The sequence below is a fragment of the Hydrogenophaga sp. NH-16 genome (genome assembly GCF_004006415.1).
Lineage (GTDB): Bacteria > Pseudomonadota > Gammaproteobacteria > Burkholderiales > Burkholderiaceae_C > Hydrogenophaga > Hydrogenophaga pseudoflava.
The window spans coordinates 277,545-299,362 of sequence record NZ_CP029344.1 but is presented as its reverse complement, the minus strand read 5'-3'; the positions used below and the strand labels follow the sequence as shown (position 1 = coordinate 299,362).

Sequence of the window (21,818 nt, the reverse complement as noted above, 5' to 3'; positions counted from 1 at the left end):
GCTCAGTACCAACGGGTCAGCGCTTCAGGCTGGTGCGCCACCTTGAAGAACCAGCGCCGCGCGCCCTGCACGTCGAAGCGCCGCCAGTGGTCAGGGTCCTGGCGCAGGCGGTCGGCGATGGCGTACATCGCCATCGGGTTCATGCCCATGCCGATGTGGCTGGCGTGCACCTCGATGTTTTCGGTGTGGGCGTGGCGCATGGGGTTGATGCTGCACTGCCAGGCCACCACGCCGTCGGTCTTGCTGTAGATGGAGGTGGTGGGCACCGGCGGTGGCCTGCGCACCTGGGCCAGCAGTTCCTCGTCGTGCGGGTGCTGGCCGCTGACCAGCTGGTAGAAGCGCCAGGCGTTGGTGGCCTTCGGGTGGCCGGTGAAGGGCGTGCCCAGCGTGATCACGCAGCGCACAAGATCGGGCAGCTCCTTGGCCATCTCGCGCGCGTAGATGCCGCCCAGGCTCCAGCCGATCAGGCTGATCTTGCCCCGGTGTTTCTTGTGCAGCGCCTCGATGCGCGCACGGCAGCGTTCGAGCACGCCGTCGCGTGGGCCGAGGTTGAAGCCCTGCTCCCAGCCGTAGGCGGTGTAGCGGTGCTGCCTGAGGAAACGGCGCAGCGCCAGCGTGCTCATGTCGTTGGCGCCCAGGCCGGGGAACACCAGCACGGCGTGGCCGTCGCCCGAGGGCATGCGGGAGAGCCAGGGCGAGACGGCGGCCAGCGCCATCGCCTCCCAGGGGGCGCGGGCCTCCAGCATCATCAGCCAGAGGCCGGGCGGCACGGTGTGCAGCTCGGCGTCCGGGTCCGTCGGGTCGGGAGGCGCGGGCTGGCGGCGGTGGCGGGTGGAACTCATGCGTGCGCAGACGCCGGGCGGCGTCGAAATGGGCATCGGGCCATGTTAGCCAGCGCGCGGCTTTTTCTTTGGTGCGGCGGCCCTAGAGGCGGGTCGCTTGCGGGACACGGGGCCGGGCTTCACCGCGGCGGGCGCTGCGGGCACCGGCAGCGTCCGCAGCTCGTCCAGGGCCGCGTCCACCGCCTGCGCCAGCGCCCGCACATCCGGCAGCGCTGCGGCGTCGGCCATCAGCCCGAAGTCCATCGCGGCATCGAAGCTCTGCACCGTGATGTTGAGCGCCAGACCGTGCACCACGATGCTGGTCGGGTGGTTCGACCGCACGCGGGCGCCCGCCAGGTACAGCGGCACCTGCGGCCCGGGCACGTTGGAGATGACCACGTTCGCCACCTGCGGCAGGCGCTCGGCGGCTTTGGCCTTGCCGTAGAGCGAGGCCGCGGCCTCGATCAGCCAGGGCACGCCGATGGACGGAAAGTCGGTGGGCAGGATGCTCTTCATGCGGCCCATGGTCGACTTCATCGCCCCGGTGGCGGCGCGGATGTGCGCCAGCCGCTTGGCCGGGTCGGCCAGGTGCGTGCCCAGGCTGACCAGGCTCATCGAGGCCTGGTTGTCGGCGCGGGTGTCGCCGGCCTCGCGCAGCGAGATCGGCACCGCGGCCACCAGGCTCTTGCGTGGCAGTGCGCCGCGCTGCTGCAGGTAGGTCCGCAGCGCGGACGAGCAGAGCATGAGCACCCCGTCGTTGAGCGTGGCCCCGTGCGCGCGCACCAGGGTCTTGAGTTCGGCCAGCGGCACGCTGGCGGCGGCGAAGGCGCGCGCGGGTGTCACGGTGGCGTTCATCGGCGTGGCGGGCGCCAGCGTGACATTGCCCGAACCCTGGCCCAGCAGGTTCTTGGCGCTGAGCACGCTCCTGGCCGTGCCGGCGACGGTGCCCAGCGTGGCCGGCAGATCGCGCACGATGCGCGCCACCTGCACCGCCTCGTGGCTCAGCGCGCCGCGCAGCATCTCGACCATGTCGAGCCGGAAGGTCCTGGTGCGCCGGGAGGGGCGGATCTCGATGTCGCGCGGCTCGGGCGTCAGGTCGAACAGCACATTGGCCAGCGCCACCGCGGCCTGGCCGTCGACCGCCGCGTGGTGCAACTGGGTGACGAGGCCCACCTGCTTGCGCCCTGCGGCGCTGCGCGGAAGGCCTTCGATCACGTGCATCTTCCACAGCGGCCGGTGGCGGTCCAGCAGGACCGGGTGCAGCAACGAGACCTGTTCCTCCATCAGCGTACGCGCGTCGGCGCGGCGGGCGCTGCCGCTGGGCAGCCGGATCTCGACGATGTGTTCGTTGAGGTCGGGTTCCGCATCCACCCAGGCCGGGTTGGCCATGTTCAGCGGCATCCACCACAGCCGGCGGCGCAGCACCGGCGTGGCGGGCAGGCGGGCCGCGATGTGTCGCCGCAGGTCGTTCACATACCGCCCGCGGTGGCCGGCCGGCAGCTCCAGCAGGTGCATGGCGCCGACGTGCATCGGCATCTCCGGCGTTTCCAGGTAGAGGAAGGTGGCGTCCAGGCCGGAGAGTTGTCGCATGCCCATGGCGTGTCCCGGTGTGTGTTGGCGGTTGCCGGCCATTGTGGGCCACCGCCGCAGCGCGGGAAACCGTCGCCTGTCTCTTGCGAAATGACTGTATTTATGTACAGTATCCATCCCGACCCTGCACCGCCATGAACGACGTCCACATTCCCCTGCACGCCCTCAAAGGCCGCGGCGTGTCCCACCGCCAGCCGCACCGCTTCGAGCGCGATCAGCGCGCCGCCTTCGACGACGGCTGGGGCACGCTGGACGAGCAGCGGGCCGAGGGCGAGGAGGCTGTGGCACCGGCCACCCAGGTGACGTTCGAAGAGGCGCGCAGCGCGATCACCACCAACGACTCGCCCGACATCGGCTTCCGGCTCGGCCTCAACCCCTACCGGGGTTGTGAACACGGCTGCGTCTACTGCTACGCCCGGCCCACGCACAGCTACCTCAACCTCTCGCCGGGGCTCGATTTCGAAACGAAGATCGTCGCCAAGCGCAACATCGCCGAGCTGCTGCGGCGCGAGCTGCTGGCCCCGCGCTACCAGTCCGACCTGCTGGTGGTGGGCACGGTGACCGACGCCTACCAGCCGGTGGAGCGCGAGCTGCGGCTCACGCGCGCGGTGCTGGAGGTGCTGAGCGCAGCGCAGCACCCGGTGGGCATGGTGACCAAGGGCAGCGGGGTGGAGCGCGATCTGGACCTGCTGGCGCCCATGGGGCAGGCCGGTCTGGCGGCCGTGTACGTGACGGTCACCACGCTGGATGCGAAGCTGGCCCGCGTGCTGGAGCCGCGCGCCGCCGCGCCGCACCGGCGGCTGCGCACCATCCGCACCCTGGCCGAGGCGGGCGTGCCCACCGGCGTGAGCGTCTCGCCGCAGATCCCGTTCCTCAACGACGACATGGAGCGCGTGCTCGAAGCGGCCTGGGAGGCCGGCGCGAGGCGCGCGTTCTACCAGGTGCTTCGCCTGCCCTGGGAGCTCTCGCCCATGTTCCGCCAGTGGCTGGACCTGCACTACCCCGACCGGGCCGAGCGTGTGATGGCGCGGGTGCAGGACCTGCGCGGCGGCAAGGACTACGACGCCGACTTCGCCACGCGCATGAAGGGCCAGGGCATCTGGGCCGACCTGATCCGCCAGCGCTTCGTGAAGACCTGCGACCGCCTCGGTTTCAACCGCGAGCGCGAGCCGCTGGAACTGAGCCTATTCCGGCCGGCGGCGCTGCGCGGGCAGGGGGATCTGTTCTAGGCCTTGAGCAGATCGAGTGAATCCACCCGCCAGTGGTGCATCGCCTCGTAGAAGCCTTCCCACACACAGCCGTTGCAGCCACGGCCGCAGCAGCTGTCGGGCTCGGGGGGCGGCGGGCGCAGGGCGGTGTCCAGGTCGGTGCCGCGCTCCCGCTGCGCGCGACCGCGCAGGTGGGCGATCAGGGCGCGGGCGGTGGCCAGGTCGCCCAGCGGCACCCGCGCCGGGTCGTGCGGGGTGAAGCGCGGCTGTTCCTTGCCCTCGAACACGCCGCGCTCGGCGAACATGGCTGCCGGCCGCACCCACAGGCCGAAGCCGCCGTAGAGCGCGCGGTACAGCGTCATGCCCTGCAGGGTTTCGCTGCAGCGTACGGTGTCGATCACGTCGTACCAGCCGCCCTTGTAGTGGCGGTACAGGCCGGGCGGGGTGGCGTTCAGCGGGGGCAGGTCGTGGTCGGTCGGCGCGGTCATGCAGGAACAGAAAACGGAAGACGCTCAGTCGTCGGCGATCAGCCGGCCCATGCGGTGGGCCAGTTCCACCGCCGACGCCACGCCGAGTTTGTCGAAGATGTTGGCGCGGTGGAACTCCACTGTGCGCTGGGCGATGCCCAGGTGGTCGGCGATGTTCTTGTTGTAGTGGCCGGCCAGCAGCTCGTCGAGCACCTCGCGCTCGCGCGCGCTCAGCGCGGCCAGGGCCTGCTGGAAGCGCAGCTTCTCCCGCGCCTCGGTGTGCAGGCGCACGGCGGCCTGGCAGGCGGCCTCCACCTTGTCCACCAGCTGGTTGTTCTGGAACGGCTTTTCCAGGAAGTCCCAGGCGCCGTTCTTGACCGCGGCCACCGCCATGCCCACGTCGCCGTGGCCGGTGAGGAAGAGCACCGGCCAGGGCCAGCGGGCGGCCTTGAGCTGCTCGAAGGTGGCCAGGCCCGAGAGCGGTTCCATGCGGATGTCCAGCAGCACCACGCTGCAGGCCCGGGCCAGTTCACCCAGCTCGCCGCGCTGCAGCGCCTGCACGAAGGCGTCGCCCCCGGTCCACACGCGGGTGGGCAGGCCGCGCGAATCGAGCAGCCAGGCCAGGCCGTCGCGGAAGTCCGCGTCGTCGTCCACGATGTGGACCGGCGGGTTCGGGGGGGTCAGGGGTTCAGGGGCAGCCACAGCGTGAATTGTGCGCCGAGCAGGTCGGGGCAGTCGCTCAGGTCGATGTGGCCGTGGTGCGCTTCGGCGATGGAGCGGCAGATGGCCAGGCCCATGCCCATGCCGCCGGGTTTGTGGCTGGCGAAGGCGTCGAACACCGTGGCGCGCTGCTCGGGCGGCACGCCGGGGCCGCTGTCGCACACGCGCAGGCCGATCTGGCCGTCGCCGGTCACCAGGCCTACGCGCACGGTGGGCGGGGTACGGCCGCTGCGCGCGGCCCACTCGCCGGCGTTGAGCACCAGGTTGTGCAGGGCGTTTTCCAGCAGCAGCGCGTCAGCCGGCACGGTGGGGCCGTCGCTCCCAGGCAGGGCCAGTTCCAGCCGCACGCCCTCGGGCAGCGGCACGGCCTGCGCCACGCGCGCAGCCCACGGGGCCAGCGCCAGCGGCAGGCGCACGGTTTCCTGGCGCCGGGCGAGGGCGTTCACGCGCTGGATCACGCGGCCGGCCTTGTCGGCCATGCGCTCCATGCGCTCGACCACCGGCACGATCTCTTCGAGTGTGATGCGCTGCTCGCGCACCCGGTTGAGCAGGCCGGTGGCGAAGCTGCTGAGCGCGCCCAGCGGCTGGTTGAGCTCGTGCGCCAGGGTGGACGCCACCTCGCCCATGGCCACCAGACGGCCCGAGGCTTCGAGCTGTTCCTGCTGGCGCGCGGCCAGGCGCTCGATGCGGCGGCGCTCGGTCACGTCCAGCACCGAGCCGACCCAGCCCACCACCTCGCCGCTGGCCGGGCGCAGCGGCGCGCTGTGCGCCAGCACGTCCAGCCGCTGGCCGTCGCGGTGCTGCAGCTGCAGGGCCAGGGCCTCGGGGGCTTGCGCGGCGCGCTGCACCTGCTCGAACTCGTCGCCCTGGTCGGCGGGCCAGTAGGGGAGTGGTCCTGTGTGTGCCATCAGCTCGGCCGGTGTCCAGCCCACCAGGCGGGCGAAGGCCGGGTTCACGTGCAGCAGGCGGCCCTGGGTGTCCCAGGCGCGCAGGCCCAGCGTCACCGAGCGTTCCATGGCGGTGCGCAGCGCCAGCTGGGTCTGCAGCCGCGCCTCGGCGCGCTGGCGGCGGGCGCTGTCGCGCCACAGGGCCAGCAGCGCCAGCAGCATGCCCAGCAGGCACAGCAGCGCCGCGGCGAAGAAGGCGCGCGGCGCCAGCGGGGGTGTGCTGTCGGTCAGTGCGACCCGCAGGCGCAGCTGGGCGCCCGGCAGCTGGATGGGGGCGGTGAAGTGCAGGCCGTCGTCGGGTGCGGCCGTGCTGTTCTCGTCGGCCAGCGCGACGTTGTGGTCCTGCAGGAACCAGGCGGGCAGCACGTCGGCCAGCAGGCGCTGGACCGGAACCGCGGCCACGGCGTCGCCGGTGAAACGGCCCTGTTCAAAGTGCGGCACGGCCAGCCAGAGCCAGGCGTCGCCACCGTCGGCCGTGGCGAACGGGCCGGCGTAGGCCGGGCGCTGCAGGCCGCGCGTGGTGTCCAGCATGGTGGCCAGGGCGGCGGCGTGTCCGGGGTCCTGCGCCGCGGCCTGCAGTTCGGCCGGCCAGCCGCTGCGCCCACCCGGCGCCGCGGCCGGCACCCAGCCGTGAAAGGCGATGCGGCCGGGGTTCTGCCACCAGGGGCCGTGGCGCGCGGCCACCGCCTGGTCGTCGCCGCCGTTCTGGTGGGCCTGTGCCAGCGCGGCCAGGTCGGTTTCGAGGCGGCGGAAGTGGAAGCGCAGGGTCTGGTCCAGCCACTCGGCGTCGGCGGTGCGTCGGCGGTCGGCCTCGCGCGTTTCCTCGCTGCGCAGGAACAGCCACAGCGCCAGCGCCGACGCGGCCACCAGCAGCAGCAGCGCCACCAGCCAGCCCATCGCGCGGCGCGTCAGGGCCGCGGTCTGGCGCGTGTCCAGATCGAGCGCGTCGAGGTCGGGGGCGGGCCGCGTGGGCGTGTCGGAAGCCATGGGCCCGCTAGCATAGCCAGCATGTCTGTCGAACGCCCGTCGTCCCTGTTGTGCGCTCGCCGCCGCCTGCTGGTGGCGGCCTGTGCGGCGGTGGGGGCGCCGGCGCTGGCGGGTGCGCCGCCGGTGCTGCTGCGCTTCTCGCACGTGGTGGCGCCCGACACGCCCAAGGGCCAGATGGCGCTGCGCTTCCAGGCGCTGGTGCACCAGCGCGGGGGTGGGCGCATCCGCGTCGAGCTGTACCCGGATTCGTCGCTCTGGGGCGACGACGACGAGATGGAGGCGCTGCGCCTGGGCGCGGTGGAGATGCTGGCGCCTTCGCTGTCCAAGTTCGGCATGGCCGGGGTGCCCGAGTTCGAGGTGTTCGACCTGCCCTACCTGTTCGCCGACCTGGCCCAGGTGCGGCGCGTGACGCAGGGGGCGGTGGGGCGCGGGCTGCTGGAGCGGCTGGCGCGCCAGCAGATTCGGGGGCTGGGCTTTCTGGACAACGGCTTCAAGCAGATGAGCGCCCGGCACGCGCTGCGCACGCCGGACGATTACCGCGGTCTGCGCGTGCGGGTGCAGGCCTCGCAGGTGCTGGGCGAGCAGATGCGCGCCCTGGGGGCGCATCCGGTGGTGCTGCCGTTTGGCGAAACCCAGCGGGCGCTGGCCAGCGGCGTGGTGGACGCGGCAGAGAATCCGCCGAGCAACTTCCTGACCCAGGGCCTGGCCGCGCTGCAGCCGCACCTGACGCTGACGCAGCACGGCTACCTGGGCTACGCGGTGGTCACGCACCCGCGCTTCTGGGAGAGCCTGTCGCGGGTCGACCGGGCGCTGGTGGACGACGCGCTGGCCGAGGCGCTGGCGCACGGCAACCGGCTGGCCGAGGCGCTGGACCGCCAGGCCCTGGCGACCCTGCGCCAGACCCCCGGCCTGCGGTTGCACGCGCTGGGCGCGGCCGAGCGCGAGGCACTGCGCCGCCACCTGCGGCCGGTGGTGGACGGCTTCGGGCGCAGCGTGGGGGCGGGGCTGCTGCGCGACGTCCAGCGGGCCATCGGCAGCGGCTGAACCGCCCGGTACGTAGTTCTACGACTGTTGAACGCCACAGTTGGCGCGCGGCGGGGGGCTGCGTATCGTCCCGCATCCCCCAAAACAGCCCCACGGAGACACGCCATGGCTGCAACCGCCGAGCGCAAGCCGCTCTACAAATCCCTCTATGTCCAGGTCCTGGCCGCCGTCACCATCGGCGTGCTGCTGGGCCACTTCCACCCCGAACTGGGGGAGCAGATGAAGCCGCTGGGCGACGCCTTCATCAAGCTGATCAAGATGATCATCGCGCCCATCATCTTCTGCACCGTGGTGGTGGGCATCGCCGGCATGGAGGACATGAAGAAGGTCGGCAAGACCGGCGGCCTGGCCCTGCTGTACTTTGAAATCGTGTCCACGCTGGCGCTGGTCATCGGTCTGCTGGTGGTCAACTTCGTGCAGCCCGGCAACGGCATGCACGTGGACGCGTCCGCGCTGGACACCAAGGCGATCGCCGCCTACACCGAGCCCGGCAAGATGAAGGGCACGGTCGACTTCCTGATGGGCGTGATCCCGACCTCGGTGGTGGACGCCTTCGCCAAGGGCGACATCCTGCAGGTGCTGCTGTTCTCGGTGCTGTTCGGCTTCGCGCTGCACAAGTTCGGCGGCCGCGGCACCCTGGTGTTCGACTTCATCGAGAAATCCTCGCATGTGCTGTTCGACATCGTCGGCATCATCATGAAGGTGGCCCCCATCGGTGCCTTCGGCGCCATGGCCTTCACCATCGGCAAGTACGGCATCGACTCGCTGTTCTCGCTGGGCAAGCTCATGGGCACCTTCTACCTGACCTGCCTGATCTTCGTGTTCGGCGTGCTGGGCCTGATCGCGCGCCTGCACGGCTTCTCCATCGTCCGGTTCATCAAGTACATCAAGGAAGAACTGCTCATCGTGCTGGGCACCTCGTCCAGCGAATCGGTGCTGCCGCGCATGATGGAGAAGATGGAAAATCTGGGCGCCCGCAAGTCGGTGGTCGGCCTGGTGATCCCCACCGGCTATTCGTTCAACCTCGACGGCACCTCGATCTACCTGACCATGGCCGCGGTGTTCATTGCCCAGGCGACCGACACCCCCATGACGCTCACGCAGCAGCTGACCCTGCTGGCCGTTCTGCTGCTCACCTCCAAGGGCGCGGCCGGCATCACCGGCAGCGGCTTCATCGTGCTGGCGGCCACGCTGTCGGCGGTGGGGGGCGTGCCGGTGGCCGGCCTGGCGCTGATCCTGGGCATCGACCGCTTCATGAGCGAGGCCCGCGCCCTGACCAACCTGGTGGGCAACGGCGTGGCGACCCTGGTGGTGGCCAAGTGGACCGGCGACCTGGACATGCAGCGCCTGAACGACGGCCTGGCCCACCCCACGGCCCAGGAAGCCGACGACCCCGAAGCCATCCTCGACCAGCAGGTGGCGCACATGGCAGTGGCCGCCGACGCGCCACGCTGAGCGGGGGCATGCCGGTCGACCACCCGGCCCCATGAGCTTTGCGTCACACTAGCGCGGCAGTCGACGACTGTTCCGTTCCAATCTGACGAGGAGGCGTGCCATGCACATGGCGATGGTGGGGGTCGTTGTGGCATCTCTTGCGGGCAGGACTCATGGCGGCTGAAGCAAGTTCGGGCAGCCTGATCCAGGTGGTGAGCCTGCTGGGTGCGGCGGTGGTGGCCGTGCCCTTGTTCAAGCGACTGGGCCTGGGCTCGGTGCTGGGTTACCTGGCCGCGGGTCTGGCCATCGGTCCGTTCGGGGCCGGTTTGTTCACAGATCCGCAAAGCATCCTGCACACCGCCGAGCTCGGCGTGGTGATGTTCCTGTTCGTGATCGGGCTGGAAATGCGGCCCTCGCACCTGTGGAACCTGCGCCGCGCGATCTTCGGACTGGGCAGCCTGCAGGTGGTGGTGTGCGGTGCGCTGCTCACGCTGGTGGGGGTGGCGTCCGGTTTTTCGTGGCCGGTGTCCTTCATCAGCGCCATGGGCTTTGTGCTGACCTCCACCGCCATCGTGATGCAGCTGCTGGGCGAACGCGGCGATCTGGCGGCGCCGCGCGGTCAGAAGATCGTGGCCATCCTGCTGTTCGAAGACCTGCTGATCGTGCCGCTGCTGGCGCTGGTGGCCTTCATGGCACCCCCTGTCGCCGGTGAGGTGGCGGCCTCGGCGGGCGCGCGCTGGACGGCGGTGGGCATGGCCCTGGCCGCCATCGGCGTGCTGGTGGCGGCCGGCCTGTGGCTGCTCAATCCGCTGTTCCGCGTGCTCGCCAACGCCAAGGCACGCGAGGTCATGACCGCCGCCGCGCTGCTGGTGGTGCTGGGCTCGGCGCTGCTGATGCAACTGGGTGGCCTGTCGATGGCCATGGGCGCATTCCTGGCCGGTGTGCTGCTGTCGGAATCGACCTTCCGTCACCAGCTGGAGGCCGACATCGAGCCTTTCCGTGGTCTGCTGCTGGGGCTGTTTTTCCTGGGCGTGGGCATGTCGCTCGACCTGGCGGTGGTGGCTCAGAACTGGCCGCTCATCGTCTCGGGCGTGCTGGCGCTGATGGTGGTCAAGGCGCTGTGCATCTACGGCGTGGCGCGTCTGGCCAGAAGCTCGCACATCGACGCGCTGGACCGCGCGGTGCTGATGGCCCAGGGCGGTGAATTCGCCTTCGTGCTGTTCGCAGCGGCGCTGGCCGCCAAGGTGATCGACCCGGTGGTCAATGCCAACATGACCGCCATCGTGGTGCTGTCCATGGCGCTCACGCCGCTGACGGTGCTGCTGCACAAGCGTTTCGCCCGCCAGGCCGTGGTGTCGATGGACGGTGTGGAGGCGGTGGGCGAGCGCACCGCCAGCGTGCTCATCGTCGGGTTTGGCCGTGTCGGCCAGATCGCCAGCCAGGGCGTGCTGGCGCGCGGGGCCTCGCTGACCATCATCGACAACGACACCCAGGTGATCCGCGACGCCGAATCCTACGGCTTCAAGGTCTATTACGGCGACGGCAGCCGCCCCGACGTGCTGCATGCGGCCGGTGCGCACTCTGCCAGCGCGGTGCTGGTGTGCATCGACGACCGCGCGGCGGCCACGCACATTGCCGAGATTGCCAGGGGCGCCTGTCCGCAGGCGCGCGTGCTGGTGCGGGCCTTCGACCGCGAGCACGCGATCGAGCTGTCCAGGGCTGGTGCCGACTTCTTCGTGCGCGAGACGTTCGAGTCGGCCATGCTGCTGGGCCGCGAGGCGGTGATCGCCACCGGTGCGAGCGCGGAAGAGGCCGACGAGGTCATGGCCGAGGTGCGCCGCCGCGACGCCGGCCGCTTCGACCTGGAGCTGGCCGGCGGCCTGTTCGCCGGCCGGGCCCTGGTGTTGCGCAACATGGCGAACAAGGACGCCGCCCATGGCGGCGTCACTGGCTGAGCCGTCAGGCCGGGTTCAGAGCTTCAGGCCGGCGATGTAGCTGTCGTAGCGCCACTCGGAGAACTTGCTCCACAGCACCTGGTCGCGCTGGAAGGCGCGCATGTCCTGGTGGATCTTCTTGAACTCGGGCGACTTGGCCTCGTGCTCGGCGAACACCTCCATCGACGCCTTGTAGCCGGCGTCCATGATGGACTTGTCGAAGGCGCGCAGCTTGGTACCGGCGGCCACCAGGCGGCGCAGGGCGGCCGGGTTCTGGGCGTCGTACTTGGCGGTCATGTCGCGCGCGGCCACGGCGCCGGCGGCACGAACGATGGCCTTGTTCTCGGCCGACAGCGCGTCAAACGCCTTCTTGTTGATGAAGAACTCCAGTTCGGCGCCGCCTTCCCACCAGCCGGGGTAGTAGTAGTTCTTGGCGACTTTGTGGAAGCCGAGCTTTTCATCGTCGAACGGACCGACGAATTCGGTGGCGTCCAGCGTGCCCTTTTCCAGCGCCTGATAGACCTCGCCGGCAGGCATGTTCTGCGCCACCACGCCCAGCTTGGTCATGGCCTCGCCGAACAGGCCGCCGCCCATGCGCATCTTCAGACCCTTGAGGTCGGCCGCCGACTTGATTTCCTTGCGGTACCAGCCACCCATCTGGGTGCCGGTGTTGCCCGCGCTCATGGAGGTGATGTTGTACTCGGCGTAGAACTCGTCCATCAGCTTGCGGCCGTTGCCGTGTTCCATCCAGGCGTCCATGTGGCGGGCGGTCAGACCGAAGGGCACCGCGCATCCGAAGGCGAAGATCGAGTTCTTGCCGGTGAAGTAGTAGGACGCGGTCTGCGCCATCTCGATGGTGCTGTTCTGCAGCGCATCGACCACGCCGAACGGCGGCACCAGCTCGCCCGCGGCGTGCACCGACACCTCGAACTTGCCACCCGAGAGGGCCTTGACGGTTTCCGAGAACTTCTCGGCCGAACCGAAGATGGTGGGCAGCGACTTGGGGAAGCTCGACGCCAGGCGCCAGCGCACGGCGGCCTGGGCGTGCACGGCGGGGGCCGCGCCAGCGGCGAGCACGCCCGCGATGCCGGCGTGTTTGATCAGGGAACGACGATCCATGGTTTTCTCCGGGATGAAAAATGCCGGTGCCCCGGGGCGTCTGGCGCCCCGGTCGCCCGGCGGTTGGCAAACCCGTGAACCTTACCAGAGAGATGGGCTAACCCTTATCACCTACCGGACGCTGGCAGGGGCCGGACAGCGAGGGGTGTGGCAGGGCCGGCACCGGGTGTCGTTGTGCGGCGGCCCGCCCCTCGGCCCAGGCACTGCGCCAGGCCGGCAGGGTCTGCGATGGCTCGTCGCCCAGGCCCCGCACCACGCAGCCGCCGGCCGCGCCTGCGGCGGCCACCGCGCGCAGTTGCGCCGGATCGAGGACGCCGCCGATGCCCACCACCGGCGTCGGCGCCATGTGGGCCCACCAGGCCAGGTTGTCCAGGCCCTGGGGCCGCCAGGGCATGTCCTTGGTGGTGGTGGGCCAGACCGGGCCGCAGGCGATCAGGTCGGGCTGCAGCGCGGCGGCGCGGCACAGCTCCCATAGGCTGTGCGAACTCAAGCCCAGCTGCACGCCCGCCTCGCGCGCCGCCTGCAGCGCGGCGCGGTCGTCGGGGCCGAGTGCCAGCAGGTCTTCCTGCCCCAGGTGCAGGGCGCGGGCACCGGCGTGCAGCGCGATCTGCCAGTGGTCGTTGATCACCAGCGGGACACCCGCCGCGTCGGCCGCGCGCTGGGCGCGGGCGATGGCGGCGTGCAGCTGCGTGGCCCAGGCGCGGTCGTCCAGGCCCGACGGGCGTTTCATGCGCAACTGGATCGTGTCCACCGTGGGCGTGGCGCTCAGCACCGACTCCACACGCTCGGCGCTGTCGACGATGGCGTAGACCCCGGGGTCGCGGCTGCGCGCTTTCGAGGGCCAGGCGGTCGGCGCCTGCGTGCCAAGCGACAGGCGGGGCAGCAGGCAGGGGTCGGTGCCGAAGCCTTCGCGGGCCACCACCGGCCCGGCGCCGCGCCCCACGGCGCGCGCGTGGCGCAGCGCGTGGGTGGTCGCCATCTTGGCCAGCACCGCGGCGTCGGCCGCCACGAAACCCAGCGCCAGAGCCGCAGCCAATGAGGTGGCGTACGTGCAGCCGGTGCCGTGGTGGTGGGGCGTGTCCACGCGCGGCAGCGTCAGCCAGCCACGGGCGTGCGGCGTGTCGATCCAGTCGTGCGCGAGCCCGGGTGTGGCGGCGTCGCCGCCGGTGACCAGCACCGCCTGCACGCCCTGCGAACGCAGCACAGAGGCCATGGCGGGCACGCCGTTGTCGCCGTCCGGGCCGAGCAGCAGCACCGCCTCGTGCTGGTTGGGCGTGATCGCGGTGGCCCGGGGCAGCAGCTCGTCGCGGTAGGCCTGCATCAGCGCCTCGTCCACGAAACCGGCGCCCGTGCTCGCGCGCAGCACCGGGTCGATCACGAAGGCCAGCGGTGCGCGCGTGCGCAGCCGGTCCACCCAGCGCGCGACCACCCGCGCGTTGGCCGCGCTGCCCAGCAGGCCGGTCTTGATGACGGCGGGTGGCATGTCCTCGGCCAGCGCGGCCAGCTGGGCGTCCAGCAGATCGGGCGGCACCGCGTCGATGCGGGTCACCGCGGTGGTGCTCTGCGCCGTGACGGCGGCGACCACCGGGCACAGGTGCACTCCGAAGGCGTCGGCCGCGCGCTGGTCGGCCGCCAGGCCCGCGCCACCACCGCTGTCGGTGCCGGCGATGCTCCAGAGGATGGGGGGCGTGTTCATGCGATGAGGAAGGGATGTCCGGTGACGGGGGTCGAGGCCACGGCCATGTCCTGCGGCGCCATCACGCCTGCTTCGTAGGCGGTGCGTCCCGCCTCGATGGCCAGGCCGAAGGCGCGCGCCATGCGCACCGGGTCCACCGCCTGGCTCACCGCCGAGTTCAGCAGCACGGCGTCGAAGCCCAGTTCCATGGCCTGCGCGGCATGCGAGGGGGCGCCGATGCCGGCGTCCACCACCAGCGGCACGCCGGGCAGGCGCGCGCGCAGGGTGCGCAGCGCGAACGGGTTGATCAGGCCCTGGCCCGAGCCGATCGGCGCGCCCCAGGGCATCAGCACTTCGCAGCCGGCGTCCAGCAGGCGCTGGCAGGTGACCAGGTCGTCGGTGCAGTAGGGGAAGACCGCGAAGCCGTCCCTGATGAGCTGCGCCGCGGCCTCCACCGTGCCCCAGGGGTCGGGCTGCAGGGTGTGTTCGTCGCCCACCACTTCGAGCTTGATCCAGGTGGTGCCGTACAGCTCGCGCGCCATGTGGGCCAGGGTGATGGCCTCGCGCGCCGTGCGGCAGCCGGCGGTGTTGGGCAGCAGGCGCACGCCGCTGTCCACGATGCCCTGCACGAAGCCGTTGTCGCCGGCCGCGGCCAGGGTGCGCCGCAGGCCCACGGTGACGACCTGCGTGCCGCTGGCCGCGATGGCTTCGCGCAGCACCTGGGGCGAGGGGTAGCCCGCGCTGCCCAGCAGGAAGCGGCTGGCGAGTGCGGTGCCGTAGACGGTGAGGGTGCTCATGTTCAGGCTCCTGGCAAGGACGCTGCGGGCATGGGTGCGGGCTTGGATGCCGATGCGGGGGCGAGCCGGTCCAGCGCCTGGACCAGCCGGTGGATGTGCTCGTCGGTGTGGGCGGCCGAGAGCGCGATGCGCAGCCGCGCCGTGCCCTCGGGCACGGTGGGCGGGCGGATGGCCGGCACCCAGATGCCTTGTTCGCGCAGGCCTTCCATCACGGCCAGCGCCTCGGCGTTGCCGCCGATCAGCAGCGGCTGGATGGGTGTGTCCGAGTGGCCGAGCTGCCAGCCGCTGCGCGCCAGCACCGGTTGCAGGCCCTGGCGCAGGCGCGCGATCAGGCGCTGCAGCTGCGCCCGGCGTTCGTCGCTGCGTTCGATCAGGCGCAGGCTGCTGCGCAGCGCGCAGGCCAGCAGGGCGGGTGCGGCGGTGGCGAAGATGTAGCTGCGCGTCTTCTGCAGCAACCACTCCACCAGGTCGTCGGGCCCGGCCACGAAGGCGCCGGCCACGCCCGCGGCCTTGCCCAGCGTGGCCATGTAGAGCACACGGCGCGAGGCACTGGGGCCAGTGAGGCCCACGGCGGCCAGGCTGCCGCGCCCCTGCGGGCCGCAGACGCCGAAGCCGTGCGCGTCGTCCAGCAGCAGCAGCGCGTCGTGCCGTTCGCACAGTGCCAGCAGCGCGGGAATGTCGGCCATGTCACCGTCCATGCTGAACACCGCGTCGCTGATGACCAGCTTGCGCCGGGCCGTGCTGGCGGCGAGCTGGGTCGCGAGGTCGGCCAGGTCGGCGTGGGCGAACCGGTGGATGCGCGCGCGAGAGAGCCGCGCGCCGTCGATCAGGCAGGCGTGGTTGAGCGCGTCGGAAAAGATCGCGTCGCCGTCGCCCACCAGCGCCGGCACGATGCCGATGTTGGTGGCGTAGCCGGCGTAGAAGTAGAGCGCGCGCGGCAGGCCCACGAAGGCGGCCAGCTCGCGCTCCAGCGCCTCGTTGGCGGTGCTGTGGCCGCTGACCAGGGGCGAGGCCCCGGCGCCCACACCGAAGCGGCGCGCGCCCTCGCAGGCGGCCTCGGCCAGGTCGGGATGGCCGGCCAGGGCCAGGTAGTCGTTGCTGCAGAAGGCCAGCATCTCGCGTCCGTCCACGTTCAGCAGCGCACCGCCCGCGGGCTTGACCGCGCGGCGGCGGCGGCGCAAGTGGGCCTGGTCCAGCGCTTGCAGGCGCTGCGGGATCTCGTCGAGCCAGGAGTCGGTGGTCGGCATGGGGTTCATGGCAGCTCGATGTGCACCGCTCGGAAGTCGGGCGTGGCGCTGTGGGGAATGTCGGCCAGCAGCGGGGCGCCCAGGCGCTGACGCAGGAAGGCGATGTTCTCGTCGGCCGCGGCCATGCCGGGGTCGATGCGGTTGGCCACCCAGCCGGCCAGCGTGAGGCCGCGCGCGCGGATCGCCTCGGCGCTCAGCAGCGCGTGGTTCAAGCAGCCCAGGCGCAGCCCGACCACCAGCAGCACCGGCAGGCCCAGGGCCTGCGCCAGGTCGGCGCCGGTGTGCTCGGGCGTGAGCGGCACCAGGAAGCCGCCCGCGCCTTCCACCACCATGGCGTCGGCGCGCTTCGCGAGTTCGCGCTGGCAGGCCACCAGGTGGTGGATGTCGATGCGGGTGCCCGCGCGCTCGGCCGCCAGGTGCGGTGAGAGCGGGTCGGGCAGGCGGACCGGGTTGTCCAGCGCGGGCGGCACTCGCACGGTGGAGGCCGAGCGCAGGGCGATGGCGTCCTCGCTGTCCCAGCCATCCGGCGTGGGCACCAGGCCCGCGGCCACGGGTTTCATGCCCACCACGCGCGGGTGGCGGCGCGCCAGGGCCTGCAGCAGCGCGCAGCTCACGAAGGTCTTGCCGACGCCGGTGTCGGTGCCGGTGATGAAGAAGGCGTTCATGCCGTCTCCTCGGCGAGGGTGGCCTCCAGCGCCGTCAGCGCGCCGTGGGCCAGGTGCTGCATCGCCTCGTCGTCCAGCACATAGGGCGGCATGAAGTACAGCGTCTTCCCGATGGGCCGCAGCACCAGGCCGCGCGCCAGCGCGTGGCCCTGGTAGCGGCGCGCGAAGTCGGGCCGGCTGGTCGTGATGTCCCAGGCCCAGATCATTCCCTGGCGCCGCGCGTGCCGCACGCGCGGGTGCGCGGTCAGCGGCGCCAGCAGCATGTCCAGCGCCTGCGCGGTGGCGCGGTTGCGGGCCAGCGTGTCCTCCTGTTCGAACAGGTCCAGCGTGGTCAGCGCGGCGCGGCAGGCCAGCGGGTTGCCGGTGTAGGAGTGCGAGTGCAGGAAGCCGCGCGCCACGTCGTCGTCGTAGAAGGCCGCGTACACCGCGTCGGTGGTGAGCACCGCCGACAGCGGCAGCGTGCCGCCGGTCAGTCCCTTGGACAGGCACAGGAAGTCGGGCCGGATGCCGGCCTGCTCGTGCGCGAACAGGGTGCCGGTGCGGCCGAAGCCGGTGGCGATCTCGTCCACCACCAGGTGCACGCCGTATTGGTCGCACAGCGATCGCGCCTGGCGCAGGTAGGCCGGGTCGTGCATGGCCATGCCGGCGGCGCACTGCACCAGCGGCTCGACGATCAGCGCGGCCGTGGTCTCGTGGTGCTGCGCCAGCCAGTCGGCCAGCGCGGCCGCGGCGGCCTCGGCCCCGATGCCGCGCCGGTCGGGGCTGGGCACGGTGGCGGCCAGCCGCACCAGCGGCGCGTAGGCCTCGCGGAACAGGGCGATGTCGGTGACGGCCAGCGCGCCCACGGTCTCGCCGTGGTAACCCCCGGCCAGGCCGACGAAGCGGCTCTTGCCCGGGCGGCCGCTGTTGCGCCAGAAGTGCGCGCTCATCTTGAGCGCGATCTCGGTGGCCGAGGCGCCGTCGCTGGCGTAGAAGGCGTGGCCCAGGCCGGTCAGCGCCGACAGCCGTTCCGACAGTTCCACCACCGGCGCGTGGGTGAAGCCGGCGAGCATCACATGGTCCAGCGTGGCCATCTGCTCGGCCAGCGCGACGCGCATGGCGGGGTGGCTGTGGCCGAACAGGTTGACCCACCAGGAACTGACAGCGTCCAGGTAGCGCGTGCCGTCGGTGCCATACAGCCATGGCCCTTCGGCGCGGGCGATGGCCACGGGCGGCAGGGCCTCGTGGCGCATCATCTGCGTGCAGGGGTGCCACACGCTGCGCAGGCTGCGCTGCGCGAGGTCGGCGGTGTTCACTTCACCTGTTCCTGTGTCTGCACCGGCACGTGGTCGCGCGAGCCGTTGGCGCGGTTGTGCTCGTCGACAAACACCAGCTTGGGCTTGTGCGTGGCGACCTGGTCCTCGTGCACCTGTGCGAAGGCCGCGATGATGAGCAGGTCGCCCGCCGAGGCGCGGCGCGCCGCCGAGCCGTTGACCGAAATCATGCCGCTGCCGCGCTCGCCCTTGATGGCGTAGGTGATGAAGCGTTCGCCGTTGTTGATGTTCCAGATGTGGATCTGTTCGTTCTCGGCGATGTTCGAGGCGTCCAGCAGGTCTTCGTCGATGGCGCAGGAGCCTTCGTAGTGCAGCTCGCACTGGGTCACGGCGACGCGGTGGATCTTGGACTTGAGCAGGGTGCGGAACATGGTGGGTGTCTCCGGGTTCGGTGAATGAGGTCAGCCGCCGACGATGGCCTGGAAGGTCAGCACGGTGTCGTTGGGCTGCAGGACGGTGGTGGCGCGTTGATCGCGCGGGACGAAGGCGCCGTTCACGGCGGTCGCGATGGTATCGGGGTCCATGCTCCGTTCGTCCAGCAGCTGGGCCAGCGTCAGGCCCTCGGGGCAGGGCAGGGTGAGGTCGTTGAAGGTCAGCATGTTGTGACGGAGGAGAAGCATTGCCGCAAGGCGTCTTCGACCAGCGCGGGCGCCAGCAGCCAGCCGTGGCGGTACAGGCCGTTGATGCGCAGCAGGCCGTCCTGGTGGTCGATGCGCGGCTCGTTGTCGGGCAGGGCTGGGCGCAGGTTGGTCTCCAGGTGCACGATGCGCGCCTCGGCCAGCTCGGGCAGCACGCTCTGGGCGGCCGCCATCAGCTCCACCGCGCTGCGCAGGCTCACCGACGAGCGGTCCTCGCTCTCGATCTCGCTGGCACCAATGACGATGTGGTCGCAGGGCCTGGGCACGATGTAGACGCGGTGGCGCGGGTGCAGCAGGCGCACCGGCCGGTGCAGCGGCACGCCGGGCGCCTGCAGCCAGACCACCTCGCCGCGCACGCCGCGCACCGGCAGTTCGGGCCGGGCGCCGGTCCCGCGCACGTCGATGGCGAGGTCGAAGCGCTCTTCGCCGCCGTCATCCAGCACGATGCGGCCCGGCTGCACCGACGCCACCGTGTGCCGCCAGCGCCAGCGCACGCGGGACGAGGCCGCGCACAGCGCGGGCAGCACCTGCAGCGGCAGGATCTGGCCCTCGCCCGGCAGCAGCCAGGCGTGCAGGCGCGGGTCGATGGCGGGCTCCAGTGCGGCCAGGGCGCCGCGGTTCAGCCGCTGCGGGGTCTGCGCGTGGCCGACCAGGTCGGGCGCCTGTGCCAGCCGCGCCAGCACGCGCTGGGCCGCGCCCAGGTCGCTGCCGTGCGCCACCAGCAGGCTGCCCAGGGTGCGCAGCTGCAGCGCCGGTTCCTCGCCGGTGCCGGGGCTGGTCGAGCAGCCGGTGCAGCTGCCGCAGGCGGCGGGCAGGGCGCCCGCACGCGGCGATCCTGCGCGGGCCAGGGCATCGGTGATCTCGCGCCACAGCGCCATGGAGCGCCAGCCCAGCGCGGCGATGGCGGGGCCGCAGTTGTCCAGCTCGGCCAGCGGGCTGAGCATGCCGGCCGCGGTGAAGGCCGCCGGCCCCTGGCCGTCGCTGCGGGCCTGCGGGCCATCGGCCGGGTCGAACACCGTCACCTCGTGGTGGGGCGACAGCCGCCAGGCGAGCAGCCGGCCCAGCAGGCCGGCGCCCGCGATACCGATGCGCGCCATGGCTCAGGCCTTGTTTTTCAATGAGTCGACGGGCACGTAGAACTCGCCGCCCACCGCCTTGAACTCTTCGCTCTTGCGCGCCATGCCATCGGCCAGGGCCTGCTCCTCGCTCAGGCCTTTGGCGGCCGCGTAGTCGCGCACGTCCTGCGTGATCTTCATGCTGCAGAACTTGGGCCCGCACATCGAGCAGAAATGGGCTTCCTTGGACGAGTCCTTGGGCAGCGTCTCGTCGTGGTAGGCCTCGGCGGTCTGCGGGTCCAGGCCGAGCGCGAACTGGTCGCGCCAGCGGAACTCGAAGCGCGCCTTGCTCATCGCGTCGTCGCGCGCGCGCTGGCCGGGGTGGCCCTTGGCCACGTCGGCGGCGTGGGCCGCGATCTTGTAGGCAATGATCCCCTGCTTGACGTCGTCGCGGTCCGGCAGGCCCAGGTGCTCCTTGGGCGTCACGTAGCAGAGCATGGCCGTGCCCATCCAGCCGATCATGGCGGCGCCGATGGCCGAGGCGATGTGGTCGTAGCCCGGCGCGATGTCGATGGTCAGCGGGCCCAGTGTGTAGAACGGCGCCTCGTGGCAGTGCTTGATCTGCTCGTCCATGTTGGCCTGGATCATGTGCATGGGCACGTGGCCGGGGCCTTCGATCATGGTTTGCACGTCGTGCTTCCAGGCGATCTGCGTCAGCTCGCCCAGGGTCTTGAGTTCGGCGAACTGCGCTTCGTCGTTGGCGTCCGCGCCCGAGCCGGGGCGCAGGCCGTCGCCCAGCGAGAAGGTCACGTCATACGCCTTCATGATTTCGCAGATCTCGTCGAAGTGCGTGTACAGGAAGTTTTCCTTGTGGTGCGTGATGCACCACTTGGCCAGGATGGAGCCACCACGGCTGACGATGCCGGTGCGACGCTTGGTGGTCAGGTGGATGAAGGGCAGGCGCACGCCGGCGTGGATGGTGAAGTAGTCGATGCCCTGTTCGGCCTGCTCGATCAGCGTGTCGCGGAAGATTTCCCAGGAGAGGTCCTCGGCCACGCCTCCCACTTTCTCCAGCGCCTGATAGATGGGCACCGTGCCGATGGGCACCGGCGAGTTGCGCACGATCCAGTCGCGCGTGGTGTGGATGTTCTTGCCGGTGGACAGGTCCATCACCGTGTCGCCGCCCCAGCGGATGGACCACACGAGTTTTTCGACTTCTTCCTCGATGGACGAGGTGACGGCCGAGTTGCCTATGTTGGCGTTGATCTTCACCAGGAAGTTGCGGCCGATGATCATCGGCTCGACCTCGGGGTGGTTGATGTTGGCCGGGATCACCGCGCGGCCGCGCGCCACCTCCTCGCGCACGAACTCGGGCGTGATCACGTCGGGGATGCGCGCGCCCATGCCGTTGCCCTTCAGACGCGCCTCGCGCTCGGCGTCGCCGAGGTATTCCTTCATCCACTCGCGCTGGCCGTTCTCGCGGATGGCGATGTACTCCATCTCGGGCGTGACGATGCCCTTTCGTGCGTAGTGCATCTGAGTGACGTTCCGGCCTGCCTTCGCGCGCAGCGGCTGGCGCTGCAGGCCGGCCGCTTCGGCGCGCAGGGCTTCGATGCGCGCGTCCGCTGTTTCACCATGCTTGCCGCCGTCGTCCAGCGCCACCCGCGCGCGGCCTTCGTAGGCTTCGGTGTCGCCGCGCGCGGCCACCCATTCGCTGCGCACCGGTTTCAGACCCTGGCGGATGTTGATGTCGGCGGCGGGGTCGGTGTAAGGGCCGGAGGTGTCGTAGACCGTGACGGTTTCGCCGTTGGTCAGCGCGATTTCGCGCATGGGCACTTGCACACCGGGCAGCGCGCCGGGCACATGGACCTTGCGGGATTGGGGGAAAGGCTCGCGCGTGAGCGTGAGCAGCTGCTGGAGCTTGTCGGGGGCGTTCATCGGGCGGTCTCCTGATTGAAAAAGCTGTTGAAAAACGAACAGCTCCGGAGGACCGCCCGGAGGGACCATGGGTGTGGGCGGATGCGCCCCGTCCACGGGTCCTTCAAGGCAACGCTCTTCTTTCGCCGGTACTAGCCGGATCAAGTTCACGGGTTCGGTGTGTCACACCATCTCAGCGCCGGGCCTTGGCAGGCCCGTGCACCCCGGAGCAGGCGCGCA

General features: G+C 71.1%; 19 protein-coding genes, 1 pseudogene and 1 riboswitch. Of the genes and pseudogenes, 4 read left to right on the top strand and 16 right to left on the bottom strand.

The features are described 5' to 3' along the window. Window positions 1-2: 2 nt before the first annotated feature. Window positions 3-878 carry an alpha/beta hydrolase gene (locus tag DD542_RS01425; protein WP_241559649.1) on the bottom strand — a complete coding sequence of 292 codons (876 nt, stop codon included), beginning with the start codon at window positions 876-878 and terminating at the stop codon, window positions 3-5. Between the two features lie 9 nt (window positions 879-887). Further along, on the bottom strand, window positions 888-2,411 hold the full coding sequence (locus tag DD542_RS01420; RefSeq protein WP_164868314.1) for a wax ester/triacylglycerol synthase family O-acyltransferase: 1,524 nt from the start codon (window positions 2,409-2,411) through the stop codon (window positions 888-890). A gap of 134 nt (window positions 2,412-2,545) precedes the next feature. On the opposite strand from DD542_RS01420, the gene DD542_RS01415 reads away from it, so the two are divergent. Continuing rightward, entirely contained in the window at window positions 2,546-3,640 is a 1,095-nt protein-coding gene (locus DD542_RS01415) for a PA0069 family radical SAM protein (protein ID WP_127803268.1), read from the top strand. On the opposite strand, the gene DD542_RS23825 is transcribed toward DD542_RS01415, so the two are convergent. The 4 genes and pseudogenes from DD542_RS23825 to DD542_RS01400 form a co-directional block, all read right to left on the bottom strand. Continuing rightward, complete coding sequence (locus DD542_RS23825) at window positions 3,637-3,822, bottom strand: oxidoreductase-like domain-containing protein (RefSeq protein WP_241559760.1); 186 nt, start codon at window positions 3,820-3,822, stop codon at window positions 3,637-3,639. The two genes, DD542_RS01415 and DD542_RS23825, sit on opposite strands and share 4 nt — an antisense overlap. A gap of 54 nt (window positions 3,823-3,876) precedes the next feature. Continuing rightward, a pseudogene (locus tag DD542_RS23820) lies at window positions 3,877-4,107 on the bottom strand (DUF1653 domain-containing protein); the annotation flags it as partial. Window positions 4,108-4,131: 24 nt separating this feature from the next. Next, a complete protein-coding gene (locus DD542_RS01405) occupies window positions 4,132-4,788 on the bottom strand; it encodes a response regulator (RefSeq protein ID WP_241559648.1) in 657 nt (218 codons plus the stop codon). After that, window positions 4,767-6,740: an ATP-binding protein gene (locus tag DD542_RS01400; RefSeq protein ID WP_127803266.1), complete on the bottom strand. Its 1,974-nt coding sequence runs from the start codon at window positions 6,738-6,740 to the stop codon at window positions 4,767-4,769. Before DD542_RS01400 ends, DD542_RS01405 begins: the two co-directional genes overlap by 22 nt. Before the next feature lie 21 nt (window positions 6,741-6,761). Here DD542_RS01400 and DD542_RS01395 point away from each other — a divergent pair, with 21 nt between their 5' ends. From DD542_RS01395 to DD542_RS01385, 3 genes are all read left to right on the top strand, one after another. After that, window positions 6,762-7,784, top strand: a complete 1,023-nt coding sequence (locus tag DD542_RS01395) for a DctP family TRAP transporter solute-binding subunit (RefSeq protein WP_127803264.1) — start codon at window positions 6,762-6,764, stop codon at window positions 7,782-7,784. A 105-nt stretch (window positions 7,785-7,889) separates the two neighbouring features. Next, on the top strand, window positions 7,890-9,239 hold the full coding sequence (locus DD542_RS01390) for a dicarboxylate/amino acid:cation symporter (protein ID WP_127803262.1): 1,350 nt from the start codon (window positions 7,890-7,892) through the stop codon (window positions 9,237-9,239). Between the two features lie 152 nt (window positions 9,240-9,391). Beyond that, complete coding sequence (locus DD542_RS01385) at window positions 9,392-11,173, top strand: monovalent cation:proton antiporter-2 (CPA2) family protein (protein ID WP_127803260.1); 1,782 nt, start codon at window positions 9,392-9,394, stop codon at window positions 11,171-11,173. A 15-nt stretch (window positions 11,174-11,188) separates the two neighbouring features. Here DD542_RS01385 and dctP read toward each other — a convergent pair whose 3' ends face one another. The 10 genes from dctP to thiC all read right to left on the bottom strand — a co-directional run bounded on the left by dctP (window position 11,189) and on the right by thiC (window position 21,599). After that, the gene (gene dctP, locus DD542_RS01380) at window positions 11,189-12,271 is read right to left on the bottom strand and encodes a TRAP transporter substrate-binding protein DctP (protein ID WP_066156230.1); all 1,083 of its coding nucleotides are present in this window, start codon (window positions 12,269-12,271) and stop codon (window positions 11,189-11,191) included. Between the two features lie 97 nt (window positions 12,272-12,368). Further along, window positions 12,369-13,967, bottom strand: a complete 1,599-nt coding sequence (locus DD542_RS01375) for a bifunctional hydroxymethylpyrimidine kinase/phosphomethylpyrimidine kinase (RefSeq protein WP_127803258.1) — start codon at window positions 13,965-13,967, stop codon at window positions 12,369-12,371. After that, window positions 13,964-14,743, bottom strand: a complete 780-nt coding sequence (locus tag DD542_RS01370; protein WP_127803256.1) for a thiazole synthase — start codon at window positions 14,741-14,743, stop codon at window positions 13,964-13,966. The genes DD542_RS01375 and DD542_RS01370 overlap by 4 nt, the downstream gene beginning before the upstream one ends. A gap of 2 nt (window positions 14,744-14,745) precedes the next feature. Then, entirely contained in the window at window positions 14,746-15,990 is a 1,245-nt protein-coding gene (gene bioF, locus DD542_RS01365; protein ID WP_127807243.1) for an 8-amino-7-oxononanoate synthase, read from the bottom strand. A gap of 5 nt (window positions 15,991-15,995) precedes the next feature. After that, a complete protein-coding gene (gene bioD / locus DD542_RS01360) occupies window positions 15,996-16,655 on the bottom strand; it encodes a dethiobiotin synthase (protein WP_127803254.1) in 660 nt (219 codons plus the stop codon). Continuing rightward, the gene (locus DD542_RS01355) at window positions 16,652-17,950 is read right to left on the bottom strand and encodes an adenosylmethionine--8-amino-7-oxononanoate transaminase (protein WP_127803252.1); all 1,299 of its coding nucleotides are present in this window, start codon (window positions 17,948-17,950) and stop codon (window positions 16,652-16,654) included. The genes bioD and DD542_RS01355 overlap by 4 nt, the downstream gene beginning before the upstream one ends. Next, window positions 17,947-18,339 carry an aspartate 1-decarboxylase gene (panD, locus tag DD542_RS01350; RefSeq protein ID WP_127803249.1) on the bottom strand — a complete coding sequence of 131 codons (393 nt, stop codon included), beginning with the start codon at window positions 18,337-18,339 and terminating at the stop codon, window positions 17,947-17,949. The genes DD542_RS01355 and panD overlap by 4 nt, the downstream gene beginning before the upstream one ends. 30 nt (window positions 18,340-18,369) lie before the next feature. After that, window positions 18,370-18,567, bottom strand: coding sequence for a sulfur carrier protein ThiS (thiS, locus tag DD542_RS01345; RefSeq protein WP_066156248.1), 198 nt, complete (start codon window positions 18,565-18,567; stop codon window positions 18,370-18,372). Next, window positions 18,561-19,703, bottom strand: coding sequence for an FAD-dependent oxidoreductase (locus DD542_RS01340; RefSeq protein ID WP_127803247.1), 1,143 nt, complete (start codon window positions 19,701-19,703; stop codon window positions 18,561-18,563). The genes thiS and DD542_RS01340 overlap by 7 nt, the downstream gene beginning before the upstream one ends. Window positions 19,704-19,706: 3 nt before the next feature. Next, entirely contained in the window at window positions 19,707-21,599 is a 1,893-nt protein-coding gene (gene thiC, locus DD542_RS01335) for a phosphomethylpyrimidine synthase ThiC (RefSeq protein WP_127803245.1), read from the bottom strand. A 100-nt stretch (window positions 21,600-21,699) separates the two neighbouring features. Then, window positions 21,700-21,815: riboswitch (TPP riboswitch) on the bottom strand. Window positions 21,816-21,818: the final 3 nt, after the last annotated feature.

What these genes read in the sequence shown, in the direction of transcription:
- DD542_RS01385 (WP_127803260.1), top strand. Translation starts at nt 9,392, where the DNA reads ATGGCGGCTGAAGCAAGTTCGGGCAGCCTGATCCAGGTGGTGAGCCTG.
- DD542_RS01395 (WP_127803264.1), top strand. Translation starts at nt 6,762, where the DNA reads ATGTCTGTCGAACGCCCGTCGTCCCTGTTGTGCGCTCGCCGCCGCCTG.
- DD542_RS01425 (WP_241559649.1), bottom strand. Translation starts at nt 878, where the DNA reads ATGCCCATTTCGACGCCGCCCGGCGTCTGCGCACGCATGAGTTCCACC.
- DD542_RS01375 (WP_127803258.1), bottom strand. Translation starts at nt 13,967, where the DNA reads ATGAACACGCCCCCCATCCTCTGGAGCATCGCCGGCACCGACAGCGGT.
- thiC (WP_127803245.1), bottom strand. Translation starts at nt 21,599, where the DNA reads ATGAACGCCCCCGACAAGCTCCAGCAGCTGCTCACGCTCACGCGCGAG.
- dctP (WP_066156230.1), bottom strand. Translation starts at nt 12,271, where the DNA reads ATGGATCGTCGTTCCCTGATCAAACACGCCGGCATCGCGGGCGTGCTC.
- DD542_RS01420 (WP_164868314.1), bottom strand. Translation starts at nt 2,411, where the DNA reads ATGCGACAACTCTCCGGCCTGGACGCCACCTTCCTCTACCTGGAAACG.
- DD542_RS01400 (WP_127803266.1), bottom strand. Translation starts at nt 6,740, where the DNA reads ATGGCTTCCGACACGCCCACGCGGCCCGCCCCCGACCTCGACGCGCTC.
- panD (WP_127803249.1), bottom strand. Translation starts at nt 18,339, where the DNA reads ATGTTCCGCACCCTGCTCAAGTCCAAGATCCACCGCGTCGCCGTGACC.
- DD542_RS01390 (WP_127803262.1), top strand. Translation starts at nt 7,890, where the DNA reads ATGGCTGCAACCGCCGAGCGCAAGCCGCTCTACAAATCCCTCTATGTC.
- DD542_RS01340 (WP_127803247.1), bottom strand. Translation starts at nt 19,703, where the DNA reads ATGGCGCGCATCGGTATCGCGGGCGCCGGCCTGCTGGGCCGGCTGCTC.
- bioD (WP_127803254.1), bottom strand. Translation starts at nt 16,655, where the DNA reads ATGAACGCCTTCTTCATCACCGGCACCGACACCGGCGTCGGCAAGACC.
- thiS (WP_066156248.1), bottom strand. Translation starts at nt 18,567, where the DNA reads ATGCTGACCTTCAACGACCTCACCCTGCCCTGCCCCGAGGGCCTGACG.
- DD542_RS01370 (WP_127803256.1), bottom strand. Translation starts at nt 14,743, where the DNA reads ATGAGCACCCTCACCGTCTACGGCACCGCACTCGCCAGCCGCTTCCTG.
- bioF (WP_127807243.1), bottom strand. Translation starts at nt 15,990, where the DNA reads ATGCCGACCACCGACTCCTGGCTCGACGAGATCCCGCAGCGCCTGCAA.
- DD542_RS01415 (WP_127803268.1), top strand. Translation starts at nt 2,546, where the DNA reads ATGAACGACGTCCACATTCCCCTGCACGCCCTCAAAGGCCGCGGCGTG.